Origin of the sequence: Mycobacterium sp. 852002-51163_SCH5372311, from assembly GCF_001667115.1 — a bacterium.
Lineage (GTDB): Bacteria > Actinomycetota > Actinomycetes > Mycobacteriales > Mycobacteriaceae > Mycobacterium.
Genome location: NZ_LZIJ01000171.1, coordinates 150880 through 173913, shown reverse-complemented (window position 1 = coordinate 173913; position 23034 = coordinate 150880). Strand labels below are relative to the sequence as shown.

Annotated in this window: 18 protein-coding genes; 7 read left to right on the top strand and 11 right to left on the bottom strand. The window is 63.1% G+C overall.

Annotation, left to right across the window (positions count from 1 at the left end; genetic code table 11):
- A complete protein-coding gene (locus tag A5791_RS19585) occupies positions 1 to 231 on the bottom strand; it encodes a ribbon-helix-helix protein, CopG family (protein WP_067240335.1) in 231 nt (76 codons plus the stop codon).
- A 309-nt stretch (positions 232 to 540) separates the two neighbouring features.
- On the opposite strand from A5791_RS19585, the gene A5791_RS19580 reads away from it, so the two are divergent.
- Complete coding sequence (locus tag A5791_RS19580) at positions 541 to 1020, top strand: DUF4383 domain-containing protein (RefSeq protein WP_067240334.1); 480 nt, start codon at positions 541 to 543, stop codon at positions 1018 to 1020.
- A gap of 50 nt (positions 1021 to 1070) precedes the next feature.
- Here A5791_RS19580 and A5791_RS19575 read toward each other — a convergent pair whose 3' ends face one another.
- Positions 1071 to 2216, bottom strand: a complete 1146-nt coding sequence (locus A5791_RS19575) for a DUF3047 domain-containing protein (RefSeq protein WP_082967022.1) — start codon at positions 2214 to 2216, stop codon at positions 1071 to 1073.
- 156 nt (positions 2217 to 2372) lie between these two features.
- On the opposite strand from A5791_RS19575, the gene A5791_RS19570 reads away from it, so the two are divergent.
- Together A5791_RS19570 and A5791_RS19565 are read left to right on the top strand one after the other, a co-directional pair.
- Positions 2373 to 2843 (top strand): DUF1254 domain-containing protein, encoded by a 471-nt coding sequence (locus tag A5791_RS19570; RefSeq protein ID WP_067240333.1) that lies wholly within the window; start codon positions 2373 to 2375, stop codon positions 2841 to 2843.
- Positions 2844 to 2847: 4 nt separating this feature from the next.
- Positions 2848 to 3618: a DUF2993 domain-containing protein gene (locus A5791_RS19565; protein WP_067240331.1), complete on the top strand. Its 771-nt coding sequence runs from the start codon at positions 2848 to 2850 to the stop codon at positions 3616 to 3618.
- Positions 3619 to 3638: 20 nt separating this feature from the next.
- On the opposite strand, the gene A5791_RS19560 is transcribed toward A5791_RS19565, so the two are convergent.
- Together A5791_RS19560 and A5791_RS19555 are read right to left on the bottom strand one after the other, a co-directional pair.
- Entirely contained in the window at positions 3639 to 5456 is a 1818-nt protein-coding gene (locus A5791_RS19560) for a serine/threonine-protein kinase (protein ID WP_067240330.1), read from the bottom strand.
- A gap of 114 nt (positions 5457 to 5570) precedes the next feature.
- Positions 5571 to 7250, bottom strand: coding sequence for a cyclic nucleotide-binding domain-containing protein (locus tag A5791_RS19555; RefSeq protein WP_369828104.1), 1680 nt, complete (start codon positions 7248 to 7250; stop codon positions 5571 to 5573).
- Between the two features lie 232 nt (positions 7251 to 7482).
- Here A5791_RS19555 and A5791_RS19550 point away from each other — a divergent pair, with 232 nt between their 5' ends.
- Positions 7483 to 8856 (top strand): peptide ligase PGM1-related protein, encoded by a 1374-nt coding sequence (locus tag A5791_RS19550; protein ID WP_156661515.1) that lies wholly within the window; start codon positions 7483 to 7485, stop codon positions 8854 to 8856.
- A gap of 58 nt (positions 8857 to 8914) precedes the next feature.
- Here A5791_RS19550 and A5791_RS19545 read toward each other — a convergent pair whose 3' ends face one another.
- The 3 genes from A5791_RS19545 to A5791_RS19535 all read right to left on the bottom strand — a co-directional run bounded on the left by A5791_RS19545 (position 8915) and on the right by A5791_RS19535 (position 13670).
- Positions 8915 to 10843 carry a gamma-glutamyltransferase family protein gene (locus A5791_RS19545; protein ID WP_067240326.1) on the bottom strand — a complete coding sequence of 643 codons (1929 nt, stop codon included), beginning with the start codon at positions 10841 to 10843 and terminating at the stop codon, positions 8915 to 8917.
- A gap of 137 nt (positions 10844 to 10980) precedes the next feature.
- Positions 10981 to 12423, bottom strand: coding sequence for a TfuA-like protein (locus A5791_RS19540; protein WP_067240325.1), 1443 nt, complete (start codon positions 12421 to 12423; stop codon positions 10981 to 10983).
- Positions 12420 to 13670, bottom strand: a complete 1251-nt coding sequence (locus A5791_RS19535; RefSeq protein ID WP_156661514.1) for a YcaO-like family protein — start codon at positions 13668 to 13670, stop codon at positions 12420 to 12422. Before A5791_RS19535 ends, A5791_RS19540 begins: the two co-directional genes overlap by 4 nt.
- A gap of 502 nt (positions 13671 to 14172) precedes the next feature.
- Between A5791_RS19535 and A5791_RS19530 the strand changes: the two genes are divergently transcribed.
- Positions 14173 to 16224 carry a M13 family metallopeptidase gene (locus A5791_RS19530; protein ID WP_067240323.1) on the top strand — a complete coding sequence of 684 codons (2052 nt, stop codon included), beginning with the start codon at positions 14173 to 14175 and terminating at the stop codon, positions 16222 to 16224.
- Positions 16225 to 16226: 2 nt separating this feature from the next.
- On the opposite strand, the gene A5791_RS19525 is transcribed toward A5791_RS19530, so the two are convergent.
- On the bottom strand, positions 16227 to 17087 hold the full coding sequence (locus A5791_RS19525; RefSeq protein WP_067240322.1) for a phytanoyl-CoA dioxygenase family protein: 861 nt from the start codon (positions 17085 to 17087) through the stop codon (positions 16227 to 16229).
- A 561-nt stretch (positions 17088 to 17648) separates the two neighbouring features.
- On the opposite strand from A5791_RS19525, the gene A5791_RS19520 reads away from it, so the two are divergent.
- Positions 17649 to 19175 carry a serine hydrolase gene (locus tag A5791_RS19520; RefSeq protein WP_067240321.1) on the top strand — a complete coding sequence of 509 codons (1527 nt, stop codon included), beginning with the start codon at positions 17649 to 17651 and terminating at the stop codon, positions 19173 to 19175.
- A gap of 3 nt (positions 19176 to 19178) precedes the next feature.
- Here A5791_RS19520 and A5791_RS19515 read toward each other — a convergent pair whose 3' ends face one another.
- From A5791_RS19515 to A5791_RS19505, 3 genes are all read right to left on the bottom strand, one after another.
- Positions 19179 to 19889, bottom strand: coding sequence for a M15 family metallopeptidase (locus A5791_RS19515; RefSeq protein WP_082967031.1), 711 nt, complete (start codon positions 19887 to 19889; stop codon positions 19179 to 19181).
- Between the two features lie 117 nt (positions 19890 to 20006).
- Positions 20007 to 20540 (bottom strand): hypothetical protein, encoded by a 534-nt coding sequence (locus A5791_RS19510; protein ID WP_067240545.1) that lies wholly within the window; start codon positions 20538 to 20540, stop codon positions 20007 to 20009.
- On the bottom strand, positions 20495 to 21934 hold the full coding sequence (locus tag A5791_RS19505; RefSeq protein ID WP_067240318.1) for a wax ester/triacylglycerol synthase family O-acyltransferase: 1440 nt from the start codon (positions 21932 to 21934) through the stop codon (positions 20495 to 20497). Before A5791_RS19505 ends, A5791_RS19510 begins: the two co-directional genes overlap by 46 nt.
- A 178-nt stretch (positions 21935 to 22112) precedes the next feature.
- Here A5791_RS19505 and A5791_RS19500 point away from each other — a divergent pair, with 178 nt between their 5' ends.
- The gene (locus tag A5791_RS19500) at positions 22113 to 22943 is read left to right on the top strand and encodes an LLM class F420-dependent oxidoreductase (protein WP_067240317.1); all 831 of its coding nucleotides are present in this window, start codon (positions 22113 to 22115) and stop codon (positions 22941 to 22943) included.
- The last annotated feature ends 91 nt before the right edge of the window (positions 22944 to 23034 follow it).

The following is a 23034-nucleotide window of genomic DNA, read 5'->3' as shown; positions in this document are numbered from 1 at the left end:
TTATCGCGCCTCGATCCCGTCGAGGTCCTCGAGCGCCTGCGCCACGTTCGAAACGTCAATGCGGATACCGAGTCGCGCTGTTTTTTGTTTGAACGGCATGCCGGGGTCCCGTGGCAGCAGGCCTCGTCGGATGAGTTGGTTGACCGCCTCACTGGTGCCGATTCCGCGGTCGCGGCGTAGCTGCTCTATCGCTTTCGCGGTGTCGTCGTCCAAGTCGACTGTCGTACGCATGTTTCGACTCTATCATCTCGAATCGACTCCTAGTGCATCATGATGTATAAGACTAAGCATCATGATTGTCACTAGTGCCGGGCGCAGGTATCGGGCATCTGAGCTATGCCGCTGTGCCGAGGCGCCGGGCGTAGCACGATTGCTGGCAGGCGTGCGTAGCGGTTGGGCACAGGAGGGGCGCGTGGTGGCGGACTTCAAAGGGCGGATGGAGCGGGACGTGCGTGACTCGGAGCCTGATTGGAGGCTCCACCAGGAAACACAAGCCGCATTGCGCCGAGACTGACGTCACTGTATTTGGGGGACCGCACGATGAGCTTTGATACGTTTCGCGGCCACGCCCTGCGCTACGTCAACGCGGTCCTCGCGGCGCCGCTGCAGTTCTTCGTCTTCGTCGTCGGAATTTGGTTCACCCTCAACGGAATCATCGCCTTCGGGATTTACCCGGACATGGCCTTCGGCGGCGGGCACATGCGGTCCTGCACGATCCAGTTCCTCGGCTTCATCCCGGTCACCGTCAACGGCTGGCACGCCCTGTTCCACCTGGTCACCGGCGTCGCCGCACTGGTGGCCGCAACGATCCGCGGTCGCGCGTTGGCTTACACCTGGATTTGCGGTCCGTTCTACCTGCTCATCGCCGCGCTCGGCTTCGTTGGCGGCGACAACGTCTTGCATGTGATGGCCGTCGACACCTTCGGCAACATCGTCCACACCACCGAGGCAACGATCCTGCTCGCCACCGCGGCCGGCTCCACGCTCGTGACCCGCCGCGCCCAGTTGACCTCGAAGTAGGCCTCAGCCTGGCGGCTGCGCCGGCTTGCAACGAGTGAACCATCCAGTGCTCAAAGGACTGTGATTGGCCGTGTTCCAGCGTCGAGTTCGATACTGCCGAACGCCCCAACTGCGCTGTTGTGCTGGGCGAGGCTGGTGGCGATCAGCCAGACCGCAACCACCCGCTGCGGGGGACGGCCGCCGATGGCAGCTTGATGGTCAGCAAGGATCGGTCGTTCGTCGGTGACCCAGCGGCCCAGGTCCGCGGTCCCGCTGCGGACCACGATATGCGTTTCGCGGTGCCGCCAATGATCGAGCGGACACCGATAGGACAAACCCTGAGGGAGGGTCGAACTCCAGTACCAGGTGAGATCCTGCCCGTCGTCGAACTCGACGGCGATGCTCACGTAGTCGTGCGTCAGGATCGTGTTCTCCGGCAACGAGGACGGAAGCTGATCGAGACGCCACGACCAGCGCAACCGCAACCGATCATCTAGTTCGACATTCACGGGATGACGAATGATCGCGACAGTGTCGCAACAGTCCACCTGGATACCGTCGTCGGTCGAGGTGTACACCTCCTCGTGCCCCAGAAGCGGATGGTAGAACCAGCCGTCCGGTGGGCGAGGTGGGTCCGACAGCCGCTGAAGCTCGATCGTGCACAGTCCCGACGAGTCCAGGGAAACGATTTGTTCGAGTTCATGGTGGACATCGCTGCCCTGCGGCCAGACTGCGACAACGGCACTGAAGCCTCCACGGATCACACGAAACGGGACGCGGTCGGTCCGGACTTCGCCACTCGACAGCAGCTCGCCAGGTAAACGCCCACCGAACCGCAACTCACCGTCCCGGTCGGCGGTGAACGTGAACGTGGGACGGGCGCTCATCTGAACCGGCCCGTCTTCGACACGGCCGAGCAACCCGAAGCTCGGCCCGGCGCCAATTCCCCGCTCTATCAGCGCATAGGCTCGCCCCCACGCCAGCCACGTCACCCGATCTCCCTGCTTGACGCGTACGCCACTCGACGTCCACGGACGACGGCTGACTGGGACCTCAACCAGGCGTGCATCACTCGCCACACCGGCGAGCAGACTGCACAGCTTCGGACCATCGACCACCGCACAATCCGATGGCGGTCGATTTCCAGCCAATGCCCGCGCGGACGTCAACGACCGCCGAAACAGCGCCCGCGTCGACGTGTCGGTGAAGACGTCCATGGGCGCAGCATAAGCCGGATCAAGGCGGGACAAGACCACCCGTGGGGCGCACCACGGTCAGACCGCTGCGCCTGCACCTCGGACCTCGAAGGCGGCCGGGCGGCTACGGTCGACCTAGTACGGGGATCTGGTCTTCGCGTGAAAAGGGGTTGCCGCATGCCGACGTCTACCGTTGAGGATTTGCACCGGCGGGCGGTCGATCGGCGCGCGGTCGAGGCCGCGATCTGGGACATGCCCTTGGTGAACGTTGACGCAATGCGGCAGGCGTATTTCCGCGCCGGGGCCCGGTACAACGACTGCATCTTCTGGTCCAATCCGAACACCTGGATGAACCAGACGACGACCCCGAACCATTCGACCAGCTACGTCATGTACTTCATCACTATCGCCGACGGTCCCGTCGTCATCGACATTCCCGCCGCCAGCGAACAGGCGTTGTACGGCGCCATCATCAATGGCTGGAACGAGCCGCTAATCAACGTCGGAAACACCGGCTACGACCAGGGTGCCGGAGCCAAATACCTCGTGCTGCCAACCGATTACGACGGCGACGTGCCCGAAGGCTTCGTCGCCGTCCGGTGCACCACACACAACGCCTACAGTCTGTTACGAATCGAAAGGGTGTAGGAGGATGTCCTCGCCGGTGACCGAGGCCCCCGGGAATCCGAAGGTGCGACGCTTTCGCCTCGGCGATCCGCTGTCGATCGTCCTGGTCGTCGTCATCGTTGTGTCCCTGGCCACTGCGAGCCTCGTCGGCGCGGAGCTGTATGCACGGCACCGCGCCGTCAGTGCGGTCGCGGCGGCCACCGAGTGCGCGGTGCAGGACAAGGCCAGCGTGTCGTTCGGGGCAAGGCCGTTTCTGTTGCAACACATGACCGGCCACTACGGCGACATCTCGATCACGACTGCGGGGAATCAGATCCGGAAGGCCAAGTTCATGAAGGCCCAGGTGAGGATTGACGACGTACGGCTGCAGAGCACCGCCAACTCAAAAGGCACGATCGGGGCGTTGGACGCCACTGTCACCTGGTCATCGGACGGGATCAAGCAAACCGTGCAGAACTCCATTCCGTTGTTCGGCAGCTTCCTCAGCGACGTCAAGACCAATCCGTCCGACGGCACGATCCAGCTGCATGGCGTGCTGGGCAGCATCACCGCCAAACCGCAGGTAGGGGCCAACGGTGTTGGGCTGAAGGTCGTCAGCCTGAGCGGGCTCGGCTTCACGCTGCCCAGCGAGTCGGTGCAGCCCGCCTTGGACGCTTTTGCCAACGAGCTGACCGATAACTACCCACTCGGCATCCACGCCGACAGCGTGCAAGTGACGGATAGCGGAGTGGTGGGCCACTATTCGACGCATAACGCATCCATCCCACGGGACGACGCCTGCTTCGCGAATCTGTAGATCCGCGCCCGGCTAGGAGGCTATGCGGCGGCTTGCAGGGTGATCTCGGAGATCGCCGTCCGGCTCTGACCGTCGGTCGTGCCCAAAGTCGAGATCCACACCAACACGTTGGACGTCTTGGTTCGGTTATTCACCGCGATCCGATTGTGCCCCGGCTGTAGTGACGTCGTGGGAGTCAGCGGGGTGGTATCGGCCAATTTGGCTGGGGCTTGGGTGGGCGACGAGCGGATCTGTACCTGGGTTCCTGTGCTGGACACGTCGATTGTCACGACGCTCAGTGCCGTCGGTTCCGAGAGGTGCAGCAACAGGCCCATTCCTTCGATGAATCTCGGGAAAGGGACGGCGTCCTGATAAGTGACGGTGGACCACGCCGTCTTCGGGTTGCCGTCGATCGCCAGTTTTGCGTTCTGCGGATTGTCGGGGGCACCGTCTGGCGAAAACACCGTGGCGCTCACCGGCTTGACGATGGGCCCGGGGCGACTCCAAGTGCCGAATCCCTGGGTGAAGTACACAACCGCACCCGCAATCAGCACGATCACACCAAGGGCGGCGGCGACGGCAACGAGTCGGACTTTTCTGGTCTTCGGCGCCTTGTCTCGCGGTGATTCGGGGCGAACTTTGGACCGACGGCTCTTCGGCCGAGGTTCAATCGAAAAGTTGATGATTTTGTCGGCATCGAGGGTGTCGCCGTCCCAAGTGCCGCTGACCTCTACCTCGTCTCCGTCTGCGAGCTGACCGTCAACGAGATCAGTCTGGATTTCCACGGGAACATGAGTACACCCGTTGTCCAGTGGTTCGTATGGGATCACCTGAAAGGACAAGATCCCGACGTCATCGTGCGCACCGACGGAGCTTTGCCGTACGCCGCGTGCGATCCCGTTGACGACGAGGCGTTCGAGACGCTGCGTGGCCGGACGTTCGGCCGAACCAGGGTTCTCGGCGGCGCTCGCCCCCGGCGCGGGCAAGCCCGATCGCGCACGCGGTGCAGCTGCCTCGTGGCCGGGACCTTGCTGGCTGAGGGCCTGGGCGAAGGCGGCGCAACTCGGGTATCGCTCGGCCGGGTCTTTGGCCAGCGCCCGTGCCAGCACGGCGTCCAGGTGCGTGAGGTCGGGTCGCCGCCGCGAGATCCGCGGCGGTGGCGCGTTGAGATGCTGGCTCAGTACGACGGCGCGATTGGGGTCTTGGAAAGGCGGCGCGCCTGTCAGTAGGAAGAAGGTCGTGGCAGCCAGCGCATATTGATCCGCTCGCCCGTCAAGTGGCTTCCCCAGGAGTTGCTCTGGGGCAACGTAACTGATGGTTCCGATAGCGACGTTGGCCTCAGTGAGGTTGCTGACGTCGTCGATTCTGCGGGCGATGCCGAAGTCGGTCAGCAACACCCTGCGTCGGTTGCCATCGGCTGCGGTCACGAGGATGTTCTCAGGCTTGACGTCACGATGGAGCAGACGGCGATCGTGACCGAAGTCGAGTGCATCGGCGACCGCCGTCACAATTTCCGTGACCTCTGGTTCTGACATGCCGCGCGGGTGGCGCTCCCGAACCAATCGGCCGGCGTCAGTGCCGTCCACGTATTCCATCGAGATCCAGAGCCGGCCGTTGAACTCACCACGATCGAGAACGCCGACGATGTGCGGGTGCCACAGCGTCGCCGCCAATTCGGCTTCGCGATTGAATCGTGCGCGGAACTCGTCGTCGGCTGTTGCGGACAGCGACAAGATCTTCAGCGCGTCGTGACGAGGCAGACGAGGATGCTGGGCGAGGTAAACCTCACCTGTACCACCAGTGCCGAGTAAGCGCTGGATGACGTAGCCAGCGAAGACCTCGCCGTTGTTGAACGGCATGTCCGAAAGCCTACAAACCGGCACCGCCGGGGAGCGAATTCAGCCGGATCCGGGCTCCGGTGAGGCAGCCATCTGGTCGGCAACACGAATGGGACACGTTGCTCTGAGCAGCAGTCAGTCGACGTCGACACTCCCGTCGCCCGTTGGGAAGCCGATCTCGCCGGCATGAGCGAGCCGCTGGTCAGCGATCGCCGTGATCACTTCCTTGCTGGTCGAGTTTCCCGTCATGGTCCGCAAGAAATCCTCTCGGCGCAGGCGCCAGAGCGTGCCTGCTTCCAGGCACCCCACCGTGGCCGTGCGTGCCGCATCAAACAGCAGGGCAATCTCGCCGAAGTGGTCACCGTGATGCATCGTTCGTATGCGCTGGCCGTCTATGGTGGCGTCGAAGACGCCGGAGCCAATGAGAAACATGTCCTCTCCGGCCTCACCTTGTCGGACGATGACATCACCCTCGGTGGCCGGCACGGCGATGAGAGCAGCGGCGAGCTGGTCCGCGGCCGCAACAGAAAGTGGTCTAAACGCTTCCACGCTTCTGATGGCGTCAAGTTCTTCGTGGTGCGTCGGAAATCGCCTTTCGACCCGCATCAGGCGTCCCACGCCGTACAACGCGCCCAGCATCGCCAAACCGCCGGCCACGCCGAGTGTCCCCCGCACTCCGATAACAGCGTTGAGTTCCGCAGCGCCAAGCGCAGCCACGCCGACGGTCGCGACAGCGATCAGGGCGTTGATACCGACGAGTAGGTCTAGCGATCGCCCTGACGTACTTCTTTGAAGCAGGGTGCGGCCACTCACGATTTGATAGGTTGCGCCGATGCTCCACACGCTCAGGAGCGGGATGGCCAGGACTTTGGACGAGGTCACCGCCAGCGCGAAAAATGCCAACGCGCAAATGAGAAGACCGATTATCAACGGAAAAGACATCGAACGGCGACCGGGTGAGAGGCTTGCGAATCCTCCGACCAGTCCCCCAACACCGACAGCTCCAATCAGCACCGGGGTTCCCGCCGCACCCATGTGCAGAAGGTCAGTCGCGATGCTGGCAAAGACGCTTTGCGCAATGCCGGTGAGCGAAGCGGTGACGGCGATGATGATGACCACTGCCCGAGCGCTCGCCAACCCTCGAAGTACACCGACTCCGCCGACGAGCTCGTTGAGGACTCGTGAACCGTCACGGGTGACACGGGTGTCTATTCCACTTATTGCGTAAAGCGGCCAAGCTCCAAGCGCGCACAGCATCACGATCGTCATCAAGGCGGCGGAGGGCCCCGAGAGCCACAAAGCCACCGCGGCCACACCTGCACCGACCAGTACCCCGGCGCCCTCGAGAAGAGAGGACAGTGCATTTGACGCGACCAGTTGGGCCGGCGAATCGGCCAACCACGGAAGCAGCGCGTCGTGCAATGCCCTCGGGGCGGACTGCGTCAACCCTTCGACTGCGATTAAAAGAAATAGGAGGGGGTTCCCTGCGTGAAGTTCCAGCAGCGGAATCACCAGCGCTACTGCGACCCCCCGTGCAACGATGGCGCCAGCCAGGACGCGCTCACGCCTGAACCGCCCCGCCAGGGCGGCATAAACGGGAGCGCCGATCGCCCCGGTGAATTGCCGGACGATGATGAACCAGCCCGGACCGATTGGGCCGAGTCGATTGAAGGTGACGACCAATATCGTCGAATTCCACGCCACGTGTCCGATTCCGCCGGCAGCGAACGATGCTTGTGCCCGCGCAATGTTCGCATTCGACAAGGCATTGCGACATGCGGTCCACCGGCTCGCTCGTGCCGGGCCCTCGGCCATCGACTGAGCATATCGCGCTCCGAAAGGCTCACGGCACGTCGACGAGTTCGGCTGCAAGGCGATAACGAACGCGACTTTCGGGTCGGTGGGCGGCATTCCCGCGCCGACGGCACGCGCGGGGGATCCTCGGCGAGGCCCACCCACCCGTACCGCTCGTTGTTCGGGTGCCGCCGGGGTTGGTACTGCATAATAGAATTTCCAACATAGCATTTCGGATTGTTGAGGATGGAGATTGCTTAGGATTGTCCTGTATTCAACCGATTATGCCGAAGCCGTTGTACGCGGATCTCCTTATGTCCGCTACCTGAATGAGCGCAGTCTTTATCATTTAGCAGACCTTCGGCGGCCTGACGTGCGGATGGTAATCATTACTCCTGGCAAGCTCGATCAATATGTTTTGGACTACCATTTGCGTGAGCTGTATCAGCTGGACGGCACGGCGGCACAGGCGGCACTCGACCGTTTAGTTCTCGTTACACCCTCGCCGGCAACTCGTGGATCGCTGGCTGAGCGCGTTCTCATGGATCCACAAATTCTTGACCGGCTCGACGAAGAGCGAAAGCAAGCCTCAGCGGTTGAATTGATCAACTGGGCTCCTTCGGCCGCAAGCGACGCTTTAGCACTGCGGCTGGGCGTTGAACCAGAGGAGGGGCCGTACGAGCCGTCCGTTCGCTGGGGGAGTAAGTCTGGCGGCAAAAAAGCCCTCCGCATTGCCGGTGTATTCACATCGCCGGGGCCTTCCACAATTTTTCGGACTGGCCAAGACGTTGAGGCCGTGGTCAAGCGGATGGCGCAGTCGACACCCCGGCCCCGATATTTGATCATCAAGCTCAACGATCCGAGCTGGGGAAACGCAATCGGAAACGCGGTCATCGACTGTGCCAAGCTACTGCGCGATGACATATCTCAGGCGATTGAAATGATCGCCCAGCCCTGGGAGCAGTTCGTCCAAGAAATTCCCCGGTATGGCGCGATTGTCGAGCACTACCTGACAGGTTCGGTTTGCTCGCCCAGCGGCCAGGGTTATATTGATCGACACCGCAACGTATTGGTGCTTTCTACGCATGACCAATACGTGATCGATGACAAGTATTCTGGTTGCTCGTACCCGGCGTCGAACGATTTCGCATCCAAGGTGCGCGACGCAGTCGTCCGGGTGGGTAAGACCTTATCAATACGCGGCGTACATGGGCACTACGGAGTTGATTTCATTGGATTCCATAATGGCGAATTGATTGCAATGGAGATCAATATCCGCAAAGTGGGCCCCACACACGTATTTGCCTACACCAGTTCACTCGTTGCAAGTCGTGCCGAGGAGGATGGGCAGCTACGCGTCAACCATAATCCAGTCAATTATGTGCATCGCCGTCTCCATAAACCTGATCTTCTTTCCGGTGTTGATCCAAGGGCCGCGGTCGAAATGCTCAAATCAGCCGGCCTACACTTCAATCACGAGACGAAACAAGGTGTTATTCTCCACGTTCTTGGGGCTTTGCAAACCTGCGGTTTTGTCGAATTAACTTGCGTCGCATACACATCCGCCGATGCGATTGCGTTGCGACAACAGGTTGAGAACGTCCTGCTGGGCGCCAACCTCAGGTGATGCCGTGACCGGACTGGCCGGTATTGACGGTAGACCCGATGGATTAAGGAGCTGCTGGTCAGCCGCCGTTCACTATGTCACCCATCACCAGTCCCTCGCGGCGTGGGTCGGCGCCGCCGGCCCAGCCTGAGTCGCTCCGCATGATCGCCGACAAACCACTGGACTGATCGGCGACATTGACCTGATGCCCCAGGGCTCGAAGGCCCTGCACCAGCGCATCTCGGTCACCGCCATCGGAATTGTTGATTGCGGGATGCTCACCACCCACATTGGTCTGCGGCGAATTGGCCGCCCCAAAATCCACCGCGGACACCGCCTGCTGCGGGTTCAGACCCCAATCAAGGATTCCGACAAGCGTTTTCGTCACGTACTGGATGATCGCCGCACCACCGGGCGAACCCGCCACCGCGTAAAGCCTTCCGCGGCCGGAAGGCGAGCTGTCGAATACCAGTACCGGGGAAATCGCACTGCGCGGGCGCTTTCCGGCTTGAACGCGGTTGGGCACGGGGCTGCCGTCCGGGTAGACGGGTTCGGCTGAGAAGTCGGTGAGCTGGTTGTTCAAGACGAATCCGTCGACCATGTGAGACGAGCCGAACATGGACTCCACCGTGGTGGTTAGCGAAGCGGCGTTGCCTCGCGCGTCCACGATGCTGATGTGGCTGGTGCCGTGCTCGCGCGGGGTAGCCGCAGGGGTGGACGGCACACCGAAGTTTCCGGGGGATGCGATGCCCATGGTGTGCCGCTCGGAAATCAACGCTGCTCGCCCGGCCAGATAATCAGAGTTCAGCAGCGTGTCGGGCGAGCCACCCGGCAGTGGCACGAAATCCGGGTCTGCGACATATCGGTCTCGGTCCGCGTATGCCAACCGCTCGGCCTCGGTCACGAGGTGAACCCCCATCACGGCGGGTCGACCACCATTGAGGTCCACGCCGGTCGGCGGGTAATCGCGCATCGGGAGGTGCGCCAGGATGCCCATCGTCTCGAGCACCGCAATGCCGCCCGACGGCGGCGGCGTGGTGCAGAGCTGATGGTCACGGTAACGGATGCAAACCGGATCTCGCTTCTTGGCGGCGTAGTTGGCCAGGTCAGCCAGGGTCATCAGGCCCGGGGTGCGACCAGCGGTGGTATCAGCTGTCGCGGTCACGATGTCCTGGGCGATGTCGCCGGTATAGAACGCCCGGGCACCTTCAGATGCGATGGCGCTCAACGTCTTTCCGTATGCCGGGTTGGTCAGCCAAGTGCCGGCGTTCTTCGGGTTGCCATCCGGGTTGAGAAAATATGCCGCGGCCGCGGCGTCTGCACGCAACTGTGGTGCGGCAGCCGCGATTACGCTGGCCATCCTTTGACTTATCGCGAAACCGCCGTCGGCCAATGCGACGGCGGGATTGAACAAGTCGCGCCACGGTGTCCGCCCGTGTTCGCTGTGCACTAGCTCCAGCATTCGCAGGATGCCCGGCACTCCGATGGAGCGTCCTGATGCGCGCGCATCCGGTTGCGGCGAAGTGTGATTGGCAGCGTCGATCCAGCGGAGATAGTTCTCCGTCGCCGCGGCCGGCGCAACCTCACGCCCGTCGTAGGTCTGCACAGAACCCGAGCCCGCGTCGTAATAAATCACGAATCCACCACCACCGATGCCGGACGATTGAGGCTCCACCAGTCCCAGCACCGCCTGCGCGGTGACCAGCGCGTCAGCCGCCGACCCGCCGTCGCGAAGCACCTGACATGCCGCCTGGGTGGCCAACGGGTTGGCGGTCGCCACTGCATAGTGCGCGGTCCGCACCGCGGTCATGTCGCGGCGGTATCCGGTAGCGACCTCGGGACCGCTCGAGGTTGTCACTGAAGTCTTCGGCGCCAGCGTGCCGTTGGTGACGATCGCGCACAGCCCGGCGGTGCTTGGCGTATGTCCTGTGGGGCCAGTACACCCAGCTGCCGACAACACCAAACAACCAAGCAACGCGGTCGTCCACGTGCTCACACGGGCTCGCATCCGTTGATCGTAATTCCTCGGCGTTTATCGCATTCGCGGTACGCATGGCGGGTTAATGTGTCTCCGTCAAACGATTGGCTGCACAAATAGAGTCCAGCGGATAATTAGTCAACTGGTGTTTTTGTCAGGCAGGTCCGTCACTTACTGACCAATTCCGGCCCCAAGCTACCGACCTCAATGAGCGGTAATTTGTCGTCGGCAGCTGCCACCGCGAACAGGGTAGCGGCGTTGTAGAAGGACTGCTCGGTCATCAAACCGCGCCTGGCTAACTCGATATGGTCTACGTCGGCACCCCACCGGGTGGCGTAGAGCAGTTTGAGTCGCGCGGGGTCTGGCCGGCGCAGGTTCAGCTGCGGTTTGTTCCGCGCGAGGTCCTCACGCATCGCTAGGGCGCGCTCCGCCATGTCGCGCCATTCAGGGAGGCGGGGGTCGTTGCGCAACAGTTCGAGGAAGTACTGGATTGCCGGGAACGACGGAGCGGAAAACAGCGTGCGCGTGACGACTCGCGCCGATATTGCAACGGGGTCGTAGCCTAGGCTCACGTTCTCCTTTGCAGTTAGCCAGTACGACCTCAGGCACTCGGGAAAGCCGGACTCGTCGATGATGCCGGTGGTCAGCGCGTAGCGGTGGGCCACGGTCTCAAGGGCACGTTCGTACGTCTGGCCCACCACATCGCCGACCGCACGCAAAGCGCGATCTCGAACGGTGCCGTCCTCGTCAGGGTGCGTCAATGCCCGGTGCCATGCAGCGACCTGTTCGAGAGCTGGGCGGTATGCCCACCGGTCGACCGAGCACACGCTCAGCAGTGATAGGACGTCCAGGTCCGAAACCGGGCGCGCGTCGTTCTCGGCTCTGGTTGGGACCTGTGCGCCCCCCCATCGCTGCTGCCACCGCTGCGACCACACGGTTGGCGGCGGGTAGGGCCGCACCGGCCTGGGTTGCCGAGAATGGGTGATGTGACGCAGCGCGATGAGCGCATCGTCGTGCTTGACATCGACCCGCATGGACCGCAATTGTGCGGCCAGACCAGCCGGCGCCCCGACAACTTCGAGTAGCCGAGGCCAGGTCCGCGTGGTGAACGGCATATTGCGGGCTGCCTCGATTATGTCGGCAGCCAGCGGCGCTGCCATGACACCGCCTTCCACGGCTTTCGCTATGGTGTGGCGCATGTTGACGAGGGCATCCACGAAGATCGGATAGTGGTCTTCAGCGGCGCCGTGCACCATGCCCACCTCGTCGTCGGCGTCCAAGATGCCATCGCGGTACGCCTCGAAAACCCAGCCGCAGCCTTCCATTCCGAACTGGTACAGCTCGGCGGCGCGTAGCGCACCCATGCTCGACGACCCCATGACCCGTATTCCATCGGAAAGCAGGGTGAGCAGTTCCTTGTGCCGAACTGACTGGTGCTGAAAGAAGAGTCCGTCGACGATGAGTAGCACATCCCCCGACCGCAATCCGTAGGAGAGCGCTTGGCCAAACGAGATCGGGGGGACTACTTCGGCTTGGGGCACCACAGCGTGAATGGCGGCGCAATCGATGGTGGGTCCGGCGGTGACTACCACTCGGCTGGCGGTCCTCACGTCAACCCTTCAAGCGAGACCCGCATCGGCGTTACGACCTCGGACGGCAGGCCGGGGGCGATAACACGCACGACCGGAATGCAGGCGCCGGCGAAGTCACAGACGACCGCTAGCGGCTCGGTACCGGCTCGAGCCGCTACCGCCGATGCCGCCGCAGCTAGCAGGTCGGGCAGCGAGTCGGAACGGGTGACAGGCCAGGGCGTCGGTGTCGCCTTGGGCAAGTCGTGCATTGATCGGTGGGCCGCGGTGTAGGTGTGCACCCGTGCGAACCGGTGGTAAATCGCCGACGGAAGATCCTCTCGAGCTCCACTGATTGCAGTGACGCGCGACTGAGCGGCCTCGGTGACGGCTCGTGACAGGGCAACGTCGGGGTCGTGGTGAAGCCCACTGCCGCTGAATGGCACTTCCAACATCGGTGACCACAGCTCAACGGCGAAGCAGTAGTAACCCTCCCACGCGTCGATCCGGGCGATGTGCAGTTCGCTCCCGGCTTTGTGGACCATGTCGACCAGTTGAGCCGAGGTTGGGGTCCCGACGTCTGCCGCTCGCACCTTGAACATCGTCAAACCCGGAGTGGCCGTGCTCAGGCAGTGCCGTTCCATTATTTCGTACACGCCGTGCAGGGCGGCCTCGTCGTAGCTGTTGCCCGAGGCCAGTCCGTTAGTGCTCATTTTGAAACTGGGCGGTACCCATCGGTCGCGCACGGCGACGTTCACCACGACGGCTGCCCACGGGACCCAGGTTGTGCTGCCGGTGAGCAGCGTGGTCGCAGTCATCCAGTCCAGCTTCGCGCCGACGTGGTAGAGGCTCCCGGCTGGACGGCAAAGTTGGGCGGGATCGTAGGTCAGGGTTGAAGTCAGATCCTTGGCGGCCGTGGACGCCAGATCCGGGGTGGCGTTCTCGCAGTGCCAGCCTTCCATCGATTCCATCACCGCCGAGACTTGGGCAGCGCGGTATGTGGTGCCCTTTCCCTGACTGACCGAAAGCGTCAACGAGGCCGGCCGGACTGCCTGCACGGTGGGAATTCCGATGTCATCCAGCCAGGTCACATCGGCGACCCGAGTGATACCGGCCGATTCAAGCAGCGGTTGCACGGCCCGCCACGTTTGGTCGGGACTGATGAGGCGATGGGTGCCTTCGCGGTAGCCGATAGTCGTCGTGTTGGCCGAACCCAATACGCGCGTCGGCCAGTGGGACCAGTTTGGCCCAACCGACGCCGCAATATGAGACGTGGCCAATCTCGACACGAATCTTCCTTTGTTACAGCGGATTGTGGCGCGTTTGGGGTGCGATTTGTCGGCCCTCAACTAACCGGCGGGGATCACGCATTGGCTGCGAGATTCCCCGCCGATCAGCTAACGATATGTCGGCTAAGACGCCGGCCGGTCCTTACTCGTCGAGGTCGTCAACTGTGAATGCAGTCGCCCCGTAGGGGACTTCATCCTCGTGAAAGAGAATTTCGTGGGACATGTGTTCACCTCCTTTACGTCCGGTCGAGAAAGTGAGTTTGGTGCTAGTAAATGTAATGGCTCCTGGCGACCGCGCACAGCGGATTGAGCGTGATGATCTATGGGCACACGCTCCGAAAAAGGCGAGATCGTTACTTTTGCTTCTTATCGCGTGCGGCGCCGGGTCCCGGAGTCGAAACGGGCCCTAACGGCCGGCGAGCCAGGAGAGTGAGCGGCCCGGCGCGGTGCTGCCGGCGCGCACGGCTAAGCTGCCGTTTGGCCCGGCGACTGGAGGTCTGCGGTGCGCGTATTCATTCGTACGGCGGCAGTATCGCTGGCCGCCGGCCTGGTGCTCGTCGGGTGTGACCACCCGGTAGCGCGGCCTTCCAAACCCAAAGTCGGTTCCTGGGGCGTCGACCTGGCAGACATGGACAGGTCCGTCCGGCCCGGCAACGACTTTTTCGATTACGTCGTCGGCACCTGGATCAAGAACGCGAAGATCCCCCCAGACCGGGTGTGTGCGGGAGTCAACCTCGATATTCAGAACCAGCTCGACGCGGACCTCAAAGCGATTGTCCAGGGCGCCGCTGCCAAACATGCGGCTGCGGGCGATATCTCGCAGCAGATCGGCGACCTCTACGCGTCGTACATGGACGAGGCGCTGCTGAACAAGAAAGGGGCCGAGCCGGTGCGGCCCCTTCTGGCGTCGATCGACACGATCAACGACCGGCCGGGACTCAACGCGGTTCTCGTGTCCTTCAACGGCAAGACCCGGGTGGACGACCCCTTCCCGGTCTCGGTGGACATCGATCCGAACAACCCGACCCGCTACATACCCAGGATTTGGCAGGGCGGCCTCTCGCTCGGTGACCGCGGCCATTACGTGAACACCGATCCCGAATCCGTCGAGTTACGACAGGCTTTCGTCGCACACGCGGCCAAGCTGCTCGGCCTCGCGGGTTACGCCGACGCGCAGCAGCAGGCCGAACAACTGCTTGCGCTGGAAACCAAGCTGGCCGAGGTGCAACTGCCACGGGAGCTCGCGCGCAACGTCGAGAAGACGGACAACATCATGGCGCGTGCCGAAGTCGAGCGGCTCGGGCAGGGCGCGCCCTTGCCGGAGATGTTCGACGCGCTGAAGCTGCCGGCGACGACCGACTTTCAGGTCGGCATGCCCGACGTATTACGCCAGACCGCAGAGCTTTTCGCCACCGAGCCGTTGGACGCGTGGAAGGCTTACGAGCGCTACCACGTCCTGCATTCATACGGCAGCGAGCTTTCGACGCCGTTCGCCGATGAGCTGTTCGACTTCTACGGCCGAACCATGGCGGGCGCCCAGGAGCGGGCACCGCGAGACAAGCGCGGCGTTTCTCGGGTAAGCAGTGAACTCGGCGACCCGGTCGGAGAACTCTATGTCGGCGCACACTTCACTCAGCCGACGCGCGACAGCGCGCGAGCGCTGGTCGAGAATCTTCGCAAGGCGTACAGCAAGCGCATCGACGGCGCCTCGTGGATGGCACCCGAGACGAAGAAAGAAGCCCAGGCCAAGCTCGCGGCACTGGTTGCCAAAGTCGGCTATCCCGACAAATGGAAGTCGTACGCGACGGTCAAGATCGGCGCCACCGACCTCGTCGGCAACGAGAACAATCTGGCGATCTGGTCGTGGAACGACGACGTCAGCAAGTTGGGAAAACCCATCGACCGCGCCGAATGGAACATGACGCCGCAGACCAACAATGCCTACTACTCTCCGCGTCTCAACGACATCGTGTTTCCGGCGGCGATTCTGCAACCACCGAACTTTGATCCCGCCGCCGACCCCGCGGCCAACTACGGCGCGATCGGGGCCACGATCGGTCACGAGATGAGCCATGCGTTCGACGACCAGGGCCGCAAGAGCGACGGCACCGGTGTACAGCGCGATTGGTGGACGCCGGCCGACGCTGAGCGCTATGTCCGCGAGTCGGACAAGCTTGTCGAGCAGTTCAACGGCTATGAGCCGCTACCGGGCAACCGCATCAACGGGAAGCTGACGATCGGCGAGAATATCGCCGATCTTGCGGGACTTCGCATCGCCTACGACGCCTACAAGCTGTCCCTCAACGGAAAAGAGGCGCCGGTAATCGACGGCCTCACCGGCGACCAGCGGTTCTTCATCGCCTTCGCGGCGAGCTGGAAAGAGATCTGCCGGCCCCAGACTGTGCGCACCCGATTGCTGTCGGACGTCCACAGCCCCGCCAAGTTCCGGGTCAACGGAATCGTCCGCAACATGGACGAGTGGTATGCGGCGTTCAACGTCCAGCCAGGGGACTCGTTGTTTCTCAAGCCCGAGGACCGCGTCCGGGTCTGGTGAACCTAGACGTCCTGATCGGTCTCCAACAGCCGTAGTGGATGCAGGCCGTCGACCGCTCCGACGAAGGGCGGGTGGATGCTGTAGCCGAGCATGCGGCGAATGTCGTCGGAGACCGCTCGGGCGGTCTCGCGCGATATCGACAACGTGAAGGCTTCCATGGGACGCAGCCACGGTTGGCAGTACTGGGCGGTGACGGCAAGACGGTCGCCGGTGCTGGTGTTAGCGCCTCCGCCATGCCAAAGGGTGCCGACGAAGAAGACGCACGAGCCGGCGGGCATGACGACAGGTACGGCGTGATCGTCTGGGGTGGGGCGACGTTTGCCCCAGCGGTGGCTACCGGGTATGACGACCGTGGCGCCGTTGTCGGCGGTGAAGTCGTCGATGGCCCAGATCGTCGCCGCTGCCAACGGTTCACGTGGACGCGGAATCGGATAGAAGCCGTCGTCATGGTGGGGCAGCTGCGCGGTTTCTCCCGGCTGAATGTTGATGGCCTGCAACGCGGAAAGCAGGTAGTTGGGCATCAGCAACCGATCGAGCACCGCGAGCACCCGAGGATGGTCGACGAGCCGGTCGCACACTCGCGTCCGGCTCAGCACGCTGTAGATGCGCTGGGTACGCCGGCCCTCGAAAGAGTTACGTCCGGTGTGTCCGAGCCAGGGGCGCACGACCTCGCGGATTTGCCGGCACTCGTCTGCACTCAGCAGGTTCTGCCAGATGACGTAGCCGTCGCGGTCGAGGGCCGCTAAGTCAGCTTCGACGATCGCGCTGTCGACGCAGCTTCCGCCGGTCGGTGCCCACCTATACCGTTGCGCCAGATCGCCCCGCAGATCCTCCAGCGTTGTCTCGGATTCCTCGATGTCCATTGGTACCCGTTCGTGGGATCGGATTTCTTCTGTTCACACTAAGCTGAGTTCGACTCGGACACAGCATCATGGCGGGACGAGGACCTGTGGGGATTCAGTGAACGGCGACTGCTCGCTTGGGGGCTTTGCCGTCGGTGGGGCCGGCGGTCCCACCAGTCACTTCAGTCACCGGAGAGAAGTATGTGTCTTTTTGTCCGCCTCCGAGCGACAAATCGGGCTGTTGCGAAATTGGCCGGTCCGTCCCCGCGGCGACATTCTCTGCCTTGCCGTTGGGTGTGAAGCCAGGGCGTTGGGTGTGCATCCAGGGCGGAAATCCGCGCCGATTCCCGCCCTCACTTCACGCGCAACGCCGTCGGTTCACGCTCAACGCCGTCAGCTCACGCCGAACGACGCCAGCTCACGTGGAAAGCCCTCAGACGCCGACGGTTTGGGCAAAGCGCGGGGATTGAGGCTTGCCATACGCCGAACGCGCACAACTCCGGCTCACGGACGACAGCGCCGAATTTCGCAGGAGCGACAAATCAGATTGCGCCACAACGGTTGTCGCGGTCAGGCGGGCCAATGAGAATAGCCATTGCCGTCGGAATTCTCTGCCTCGTACTCACGGCTTGCTCGCCTGGTCAAGCCGCCCGCACCGAAGTGAACGACACCGGGCATTCAACGTCGCCGCCCGCCGCGCCGCCGCTCCCGGCTCCGACAACGGATTTCACAACACCGTCCCAACCGCCCGATCCGGCTACCGCACTCGAGTTCGCCAAGGTCTCCAAGCTGATCACCGATGCGATTGCGGCCAACAGGCTGCCAGGTGCTGTCGTGGTGATCGGGCACGGTGGCCAGATCGCCTTCCACCAGGCTTATGGCTCACGCAAGCTCGCGGGCGAACCCGGGCTGAACGGAATGCCTGCACCCGCGGAGCCGATGACCGAGGACACGATCTTCGACTTGGCGTCGTTGACGAAGATCCTCGCAACGGCGACCGCCGTCCTGCAGCTCTACGAACAAGGCATGGTTCAGTTCGACGATCCCGTCCAGCAGTATTTGCCCGACTTCAACACGGCCAACGATCCGGTGCGCGCACAGGTGACGGTTCGCATGTTGCTTACGCACACTTCAGGCGAACCGGGAGATGTAGAACTCAAAGATCCGTGGGGACTGGACCGACCCGACAAAGCAGAGGGCACACATCGCGCTTTGAATACGCCGCTGCAGTCGGGTCCCGGCGAGGTGTTCCACTACTCCGATATCAACTTCATTCTGCTCGGCGCGCTGCTCGAGAAACTTACCGGCGAGGCAGAAGACGTCTACGTTCAAGAACACGTATTCGCACCCCTCGGCATGGCCGATACCCGCTATCTCCCTGCGGCCAAAGCATGCGGCCCACACTCGGTGAGAGGAGCTGCGGTCGGGTGGGCTTCCGCGCCAACGGGATCCACAGTTTGTCCGGCGGGTACCTGGAACGCCGGTCTGTTGTCGCGCATCGCACCCACAGCACGGGACGAAGAAGGCAGAGCGGATCCGGGCAGGAATCCCGATCTCGATCAACTGCTCCGGGGCACCGTGCACGACACGACCGCGCGCCGCATGGGTGGGGTGGCCGGGCATGCCGGCGTGTTCTCCACAGCCCACGATGTCGGCATCTTTGCGCAAGCCTTGCTCGATCGGCTTGCCGGACGCCCAAGCGAATTCCCGCTGAGCCAAGCAACTTTGGAGTTGATGACGACTCCGCAGCAGCCGGACCATACGCCTCGACAACTCGAAGCAGCGAACGATGCCGCCCGACAAGCGATCGCAAAGAGACCGAATGCAACGGGTTCGCTACTCGCTCCGCACTATCCGGCGATCGCAGGACAGAACCTGCGCGGCTTCGGCTGGGACATCGACACGCCCCTCTCCATGCCGCGAGGCATGGTCTTCCCTGTCGGCAGCTTCGGTCATACCGGGTTCACTGGAACCTCGATGTGGCTGGACCCAGGCTCAGACACCTACGTGGTTCTGCTCACGAATTCGATTCATACACGCGGCAGTCCACCGATCTCAGACATCCGGGGTGAGGTGGCGACGGCAGCTGCGCAGGCGCTGGGTCTTTGAATCTCAGGGCCGCTCGAAGTGTTGGTAGTCGGTGTCATTCGCCCAGTAACCACCCCACGCCCAGCCACGATCTGTGAAGACGCGCACCGTCGAGTCGTCGTTGTGTAAGAGGCCGGGGTCGGTGCGGCTGCGGTCCAGGTAGACCGCCGCGTTCCGTGGTTCGAAATATCCGCCGGTATACAGACACGGGTTGATCAGCGGATTGAGATCGATGGCACGGCCGTAAGCGTGCGGAGACCATTGGTTGGTACCCGGGATGAGTCGGCAGTTGAACGCCGAGGTGTTGTTGTCCTCCATGGATAGCTCATCGTCAGCGTCCGAGTAGTTGTCGACCGTGCGGATCTTGTCGACGGGATAACGCATTCGGTGGAGCTGCTCGAAGATCGCGATGACGTCCGGGACCAGGTCTTGGTGCACGACCAGCTCGCCGCGGTGGGGCTGGCCGTCGAAACCGATGTAGGCGACGGCGACCCGTCGCAGCTGTTCCGGCTCGACGGGACAACCAGGGTGCCAGGTCGTGCTCAGATCCGCCGCAGTTACGGGTTGCACTGACGCAGCGCCAGGTGCCGGCGGGGCGCTGGTCGACGACGGCGGTGCGGCGGCCGACGGCGACGCGGCGGTCGACGGCGACGTCGACGGCGCAGCAGATGGTGTGGCCGCCTGCGGTGGCGGCGCGGCGCTGCACTGCACCAGCACGACCACCGCTGCGAGCATTTCCGCCACCACGGCCCCCCGCCGCTGGAAAGACCTCAATTGGGATGAGTCCTCACCGCTTGCTTCCGTCTCGAGCCGCTGCGTAATCGGTTTCGCTAGCCAAATCCGGCGCCAACGCTACTGCAAATGTTGCGGACTCGGCGCCATGGCCCGGGCGGCCCAACCGGCGGCAGCGGCGGAGAGGACGTGCCAGGCGCCGTGGTACTGCCACAAACTGTCGGGCCGGCACAGCGGCGAGCCGGTGCGTCCCGCGGCGTAGGCAGCCAGTGCCAGCGCGAAGACGCCGGCCGCTGTCGCCCACGTTGACCAGCGCCGCCGGCGCGCGCTCCAGGCCAGGCCGGCGAAGTACACCAGGGCCAGGGCGACGATGGGCCAGTCGTGGGCGCGCTCTGCCCACGATGGCTGAGGCCCGTGGTAGGCGAAGCTCCCCGCCCCAACCGCCACTAGCGCCACGCCGGCAGCCCCGGCCAGCGGCGCCCTCACCCGCACCGCCCAGCACAGCACGGCCACCCCCGCGGCGACATAGCCCAGGCTGGTGACGGCCAGGACGGGCTGAGCCAGCTCCGTGCCTACGATGCGCTCGCAGTCCGAATCTCCGAAACAGCTCAGCTGACGCCTAACAGCAACTCCTGAAACGCGTTTTCCATGCATTCGGCATACCTGGCCGGGTCGGGCAGGGCGTCGCGATCCGCAGTGGCGCTGATCGAGAGAGTTCCGTTGTAGCTCGCAACGACATGGATGAGATTCAAGCCGCCTATTAGCGGCCCGAGACCGGCGGCGCGGACGAGCCGGGCGCCACTGAAGAAGATCGGGTCGGGTGGACCGGGCACGTTGGTCACGGTCGTGTTGGCGACCGTTGGGCCAGAGAACGGAATCACACTCGCGGCCTTTGCAGTGATCCCGAGCAGTGACGTCGGCACTGTTTCAATCAGGTCGAGCAGGCGGTTCCCAGTGGACTTGTCCGCTCCCGAGAGACCTGCTGAGGTCGCTTCAGCGATGGCAGCGAGACGTTCGAGCGGATCAGCGATGTCCGTGCCGAGCGATTGCAACCGCCCGAACACCGCGTTGCCCTTGCTGGTCTTATCGCCCGCCTCGCGCAGTGACATTGGGCATGCCGCGACAAGCGATTCATCAGGAAGCTCGCCATGGCCATCCAGATATTCGCGAAGGGCACCGCCAACGTATGCGAGAGCCACATCATTGATCGTCGCGCCGGGCACACTCGCCTTGATCCGCCGGAAATCGGAGAGATCGTGGAACCGCGCCTCGAAGACACGGTGCGGTGACACCGTTTGGTTGAAGCGCGTCTTCGGTGGAAACGACGGAAGACCGCTGCCCTCGGCGACCTTTGACGCCACACCGCCGACCAGCTTGCCCGGCAGACCGGCTAGGCCGCGGATTACCTTGGGGGCGTTCGACGCGATCACACTGCCCGCCCGTAGAGGGTAGAGCGCTGCGTTGATTGCCGTGCGCGCCAGTAAGTCGGCATTGGTAGGAAGGCGGTCGGGATGCCAGGGGCTTTCCGGCCCGGCGGGGCGGGGGCTATCAGCGGCAAGGTCGTGGAGCGACGCAATCATCTGCACGCTGGCCATGCCGTCGACAGCACAGTGGTGCAATTTCAACGCCATTGCGAACGAGCCCTTCGGTACTCCTGGCACGGAATTGAGTCCCTCGATGACAGTGATTTCCCACGGCGGACGTCGCAGGTCGATCTGTCGGGCGTGCAGCCGGGCGATCTGGATACAAAGCTGCCGCCAGTCACCAGGTTGGGGTAGCGCGATATGACGGACGTGATACTCAAGATCGAAGTTCGGGTCTTCCACCCAGTACGGCCTGTGCAATCCGCCGGGCAGCTCGGTTAACCGCCGCCGGAACACATCCGCGAGATGCAGCCGGGCGGCGAGCTCCTCGAGAATCCCCTTGAAGGTCACTTTGCCGCCCGGGGCGGTCGACGGGTCATAGATCAGAAGCAGCTGAATCTGTAATGGTGTCTCCGGTCTTTCTGCACGTAGCAGCATGTCGTCGGTCCAACTCAGCTGCTGCACAGACAACCCCTCACGCATGTTTACTCGCAAGGGTAAGCCCGGTAGTCCTGTCGGTGTGAAGTTGTCGGACCTCGCGGTCGGGCTCAGCCGTGAGCCCTCGTCTTCCAGCTTGAGGAGTCGGGATTAGCAACCTGCTTGCAGGCGTTGCTTGTGCGGAACACGGCAGATAAGGGTGAGGATGAAATTCGGGATCGCGACGTTCGTCAACGACGACAGCATCGACACGGTATCGCTAGCGCGGGCAATCGAAGAGCGGGGTTTCGCCTCGCTGGTTATCGCTGAACACACGCATATTCCGGCAAGTCGGGAGTCCGCCTATCCGCTTGGTGGCGAGCTGCCGTCGATCTACTACCGGACCCTGGATCCGTTCGTGACGTTAGCCGCGGCTGCAGCGGTGACTTCGTCCATTGAGTTGTTTACCGGGATCGCCTTACTGATCCAGCGCGATCCGATCATCACGGCAAAGGAGGCTGCCAGCATCGACCTGATCTCCGGCGGCCGCTTCGTGTTTGGTGTCGGTGCCGGTTGGAACATCGAGGAGTTGCGCGATCACGGCACGGACCCGAAGACGCGAGGCAAACTGCTCGATGAGCGGATCGAGGCGATCAAGGCGCTGTGGACGACCGAACCCGCTGAGTACCACGGCAAGTACGTCGACTTCGACCCGTCCTACAGTCGTCCCAAGCCGGTTCAGCAACCGCACCCGCCCATCTTCATCGGCGGCGACTCCGATGCCACCGTCAAGCGGATCATCCGCCACGACGCGGGCTGGATATCCAACCCGCTCCCGGTGGAACGACTGACCCAACGCATTGATCAACTGCGTGAGGGCAGCGGACGGAATGTTCCGCTGGCCATGTTCGGCGCGCCGGCCAAGCCGGATTATTGGCACGCCGCCGAGGGTTTAGGTTTCGATCAATTGGCACTGCTGTTGCCCACCCGGCCGCGGGACGAATCACTCCGATTGCTCGACGAATACGCCGCAAAGGTGGACCGTTACCGCGGTTGAGGTCGCGAAATCGAGTGTCTGTCGATCGACATCGGCAACGACTAGAGCGCGCGAAGAGTAGACCTTCCCGCACACGTGAATGGCGGCGGCT

Bases quoted from the DNA above. Each gene is read 5' to 3' on its own strand.
- A5791_RS19555 (WP_369828104.1), bottom strand. From the start codon at position 7,250: ATGGCCGAGGGCCCGGCACGAGCGAGCCGGTGGACCGCATGTCGCAAT.
- A5791_RS19520 (WP_067240321.1), top strand. From the start codon at position 17,649: ATGAGAATAGCCATTGCCGTCGGAATTCTCTGCCTCGTACTCACGGCT.
- A5791_RS19575 (WP_082967022.1), bottom strand. From the start codon at position 2,216: ATGGACGTCTTCACCGACACGTCGACGCGGGCGCTGTTTCGGCGGTCG.
- A5791_RS19525 (WP_067240322.1), bottom strand. From the start codon at position 17,087: ATGGACATCGAGGAATCCGAGACAACGCTGGAGGATCTGCGGGGCGAT.
- A5791_RS19545 (WP_067240326.1), bottom strand. From the start codon at position 10,843: ATGCGAGCCCGTGTGAGCACGTGGACGACCGCGTTGCTTGGTTGTTTG.
- A5791_RS19510 (WP_067240545.1), bottom strand. From the start codon at position 20,540: ATGCATGGAAAACGCGTTTCAGGAGTTGCTGTTAGGCGTCAGCTGAGC.
- A5791_RS19560 (WP_067240330.1), bottom strand. From the start codon at position 5,456: ATGCCGTTCAACAACGGCGAGGTCTTCGCTGGCTACGTCATCCAGCGC.
- A5791_RS19585 (WP_067240335.1), bottom strand. From the start codon at position 231: ATGCGTACGACAGTCGACTTGGACGACGACACCGCGAAAGCGATAGAG.
- A5791_RS19580 (WP_067240334.1), top strand. From the start codon at position 541: ATGAGCTTTGATACGTTTCGCGGCCACGCCCTGCGCTACGTCAACGCG.
- A5791_RS19565 (WP_067240331.1), top strand. From the start codon at position 2,848: ATGTCCTCGCCGGTGACCGAGGCCCCCGGGAATCCGAAGGTGCGACGC.
- A5791_RS19570 (WP_067240333.1), top strand. From the start codon at position 2,373: ATGCCGACGTCTACCGTTGAGGATTTGCACCGGCGGGCGGTCGATCGG.
- A5791_RS19515 (WP_082967031.1), bottom strand. From the start codon at position 19,889: ATGCTCGCAGCGGTGGTCGTGCTGGTGCAGTGCAGCGCCGCGCCGCCA.
- A5791_RS19500 (WP_067240317.1), top strand. From the start codon at position 22,113: ATGAAATTCGGGATCGCGACGTTCGTCAACGACGACAGCATCGACACG.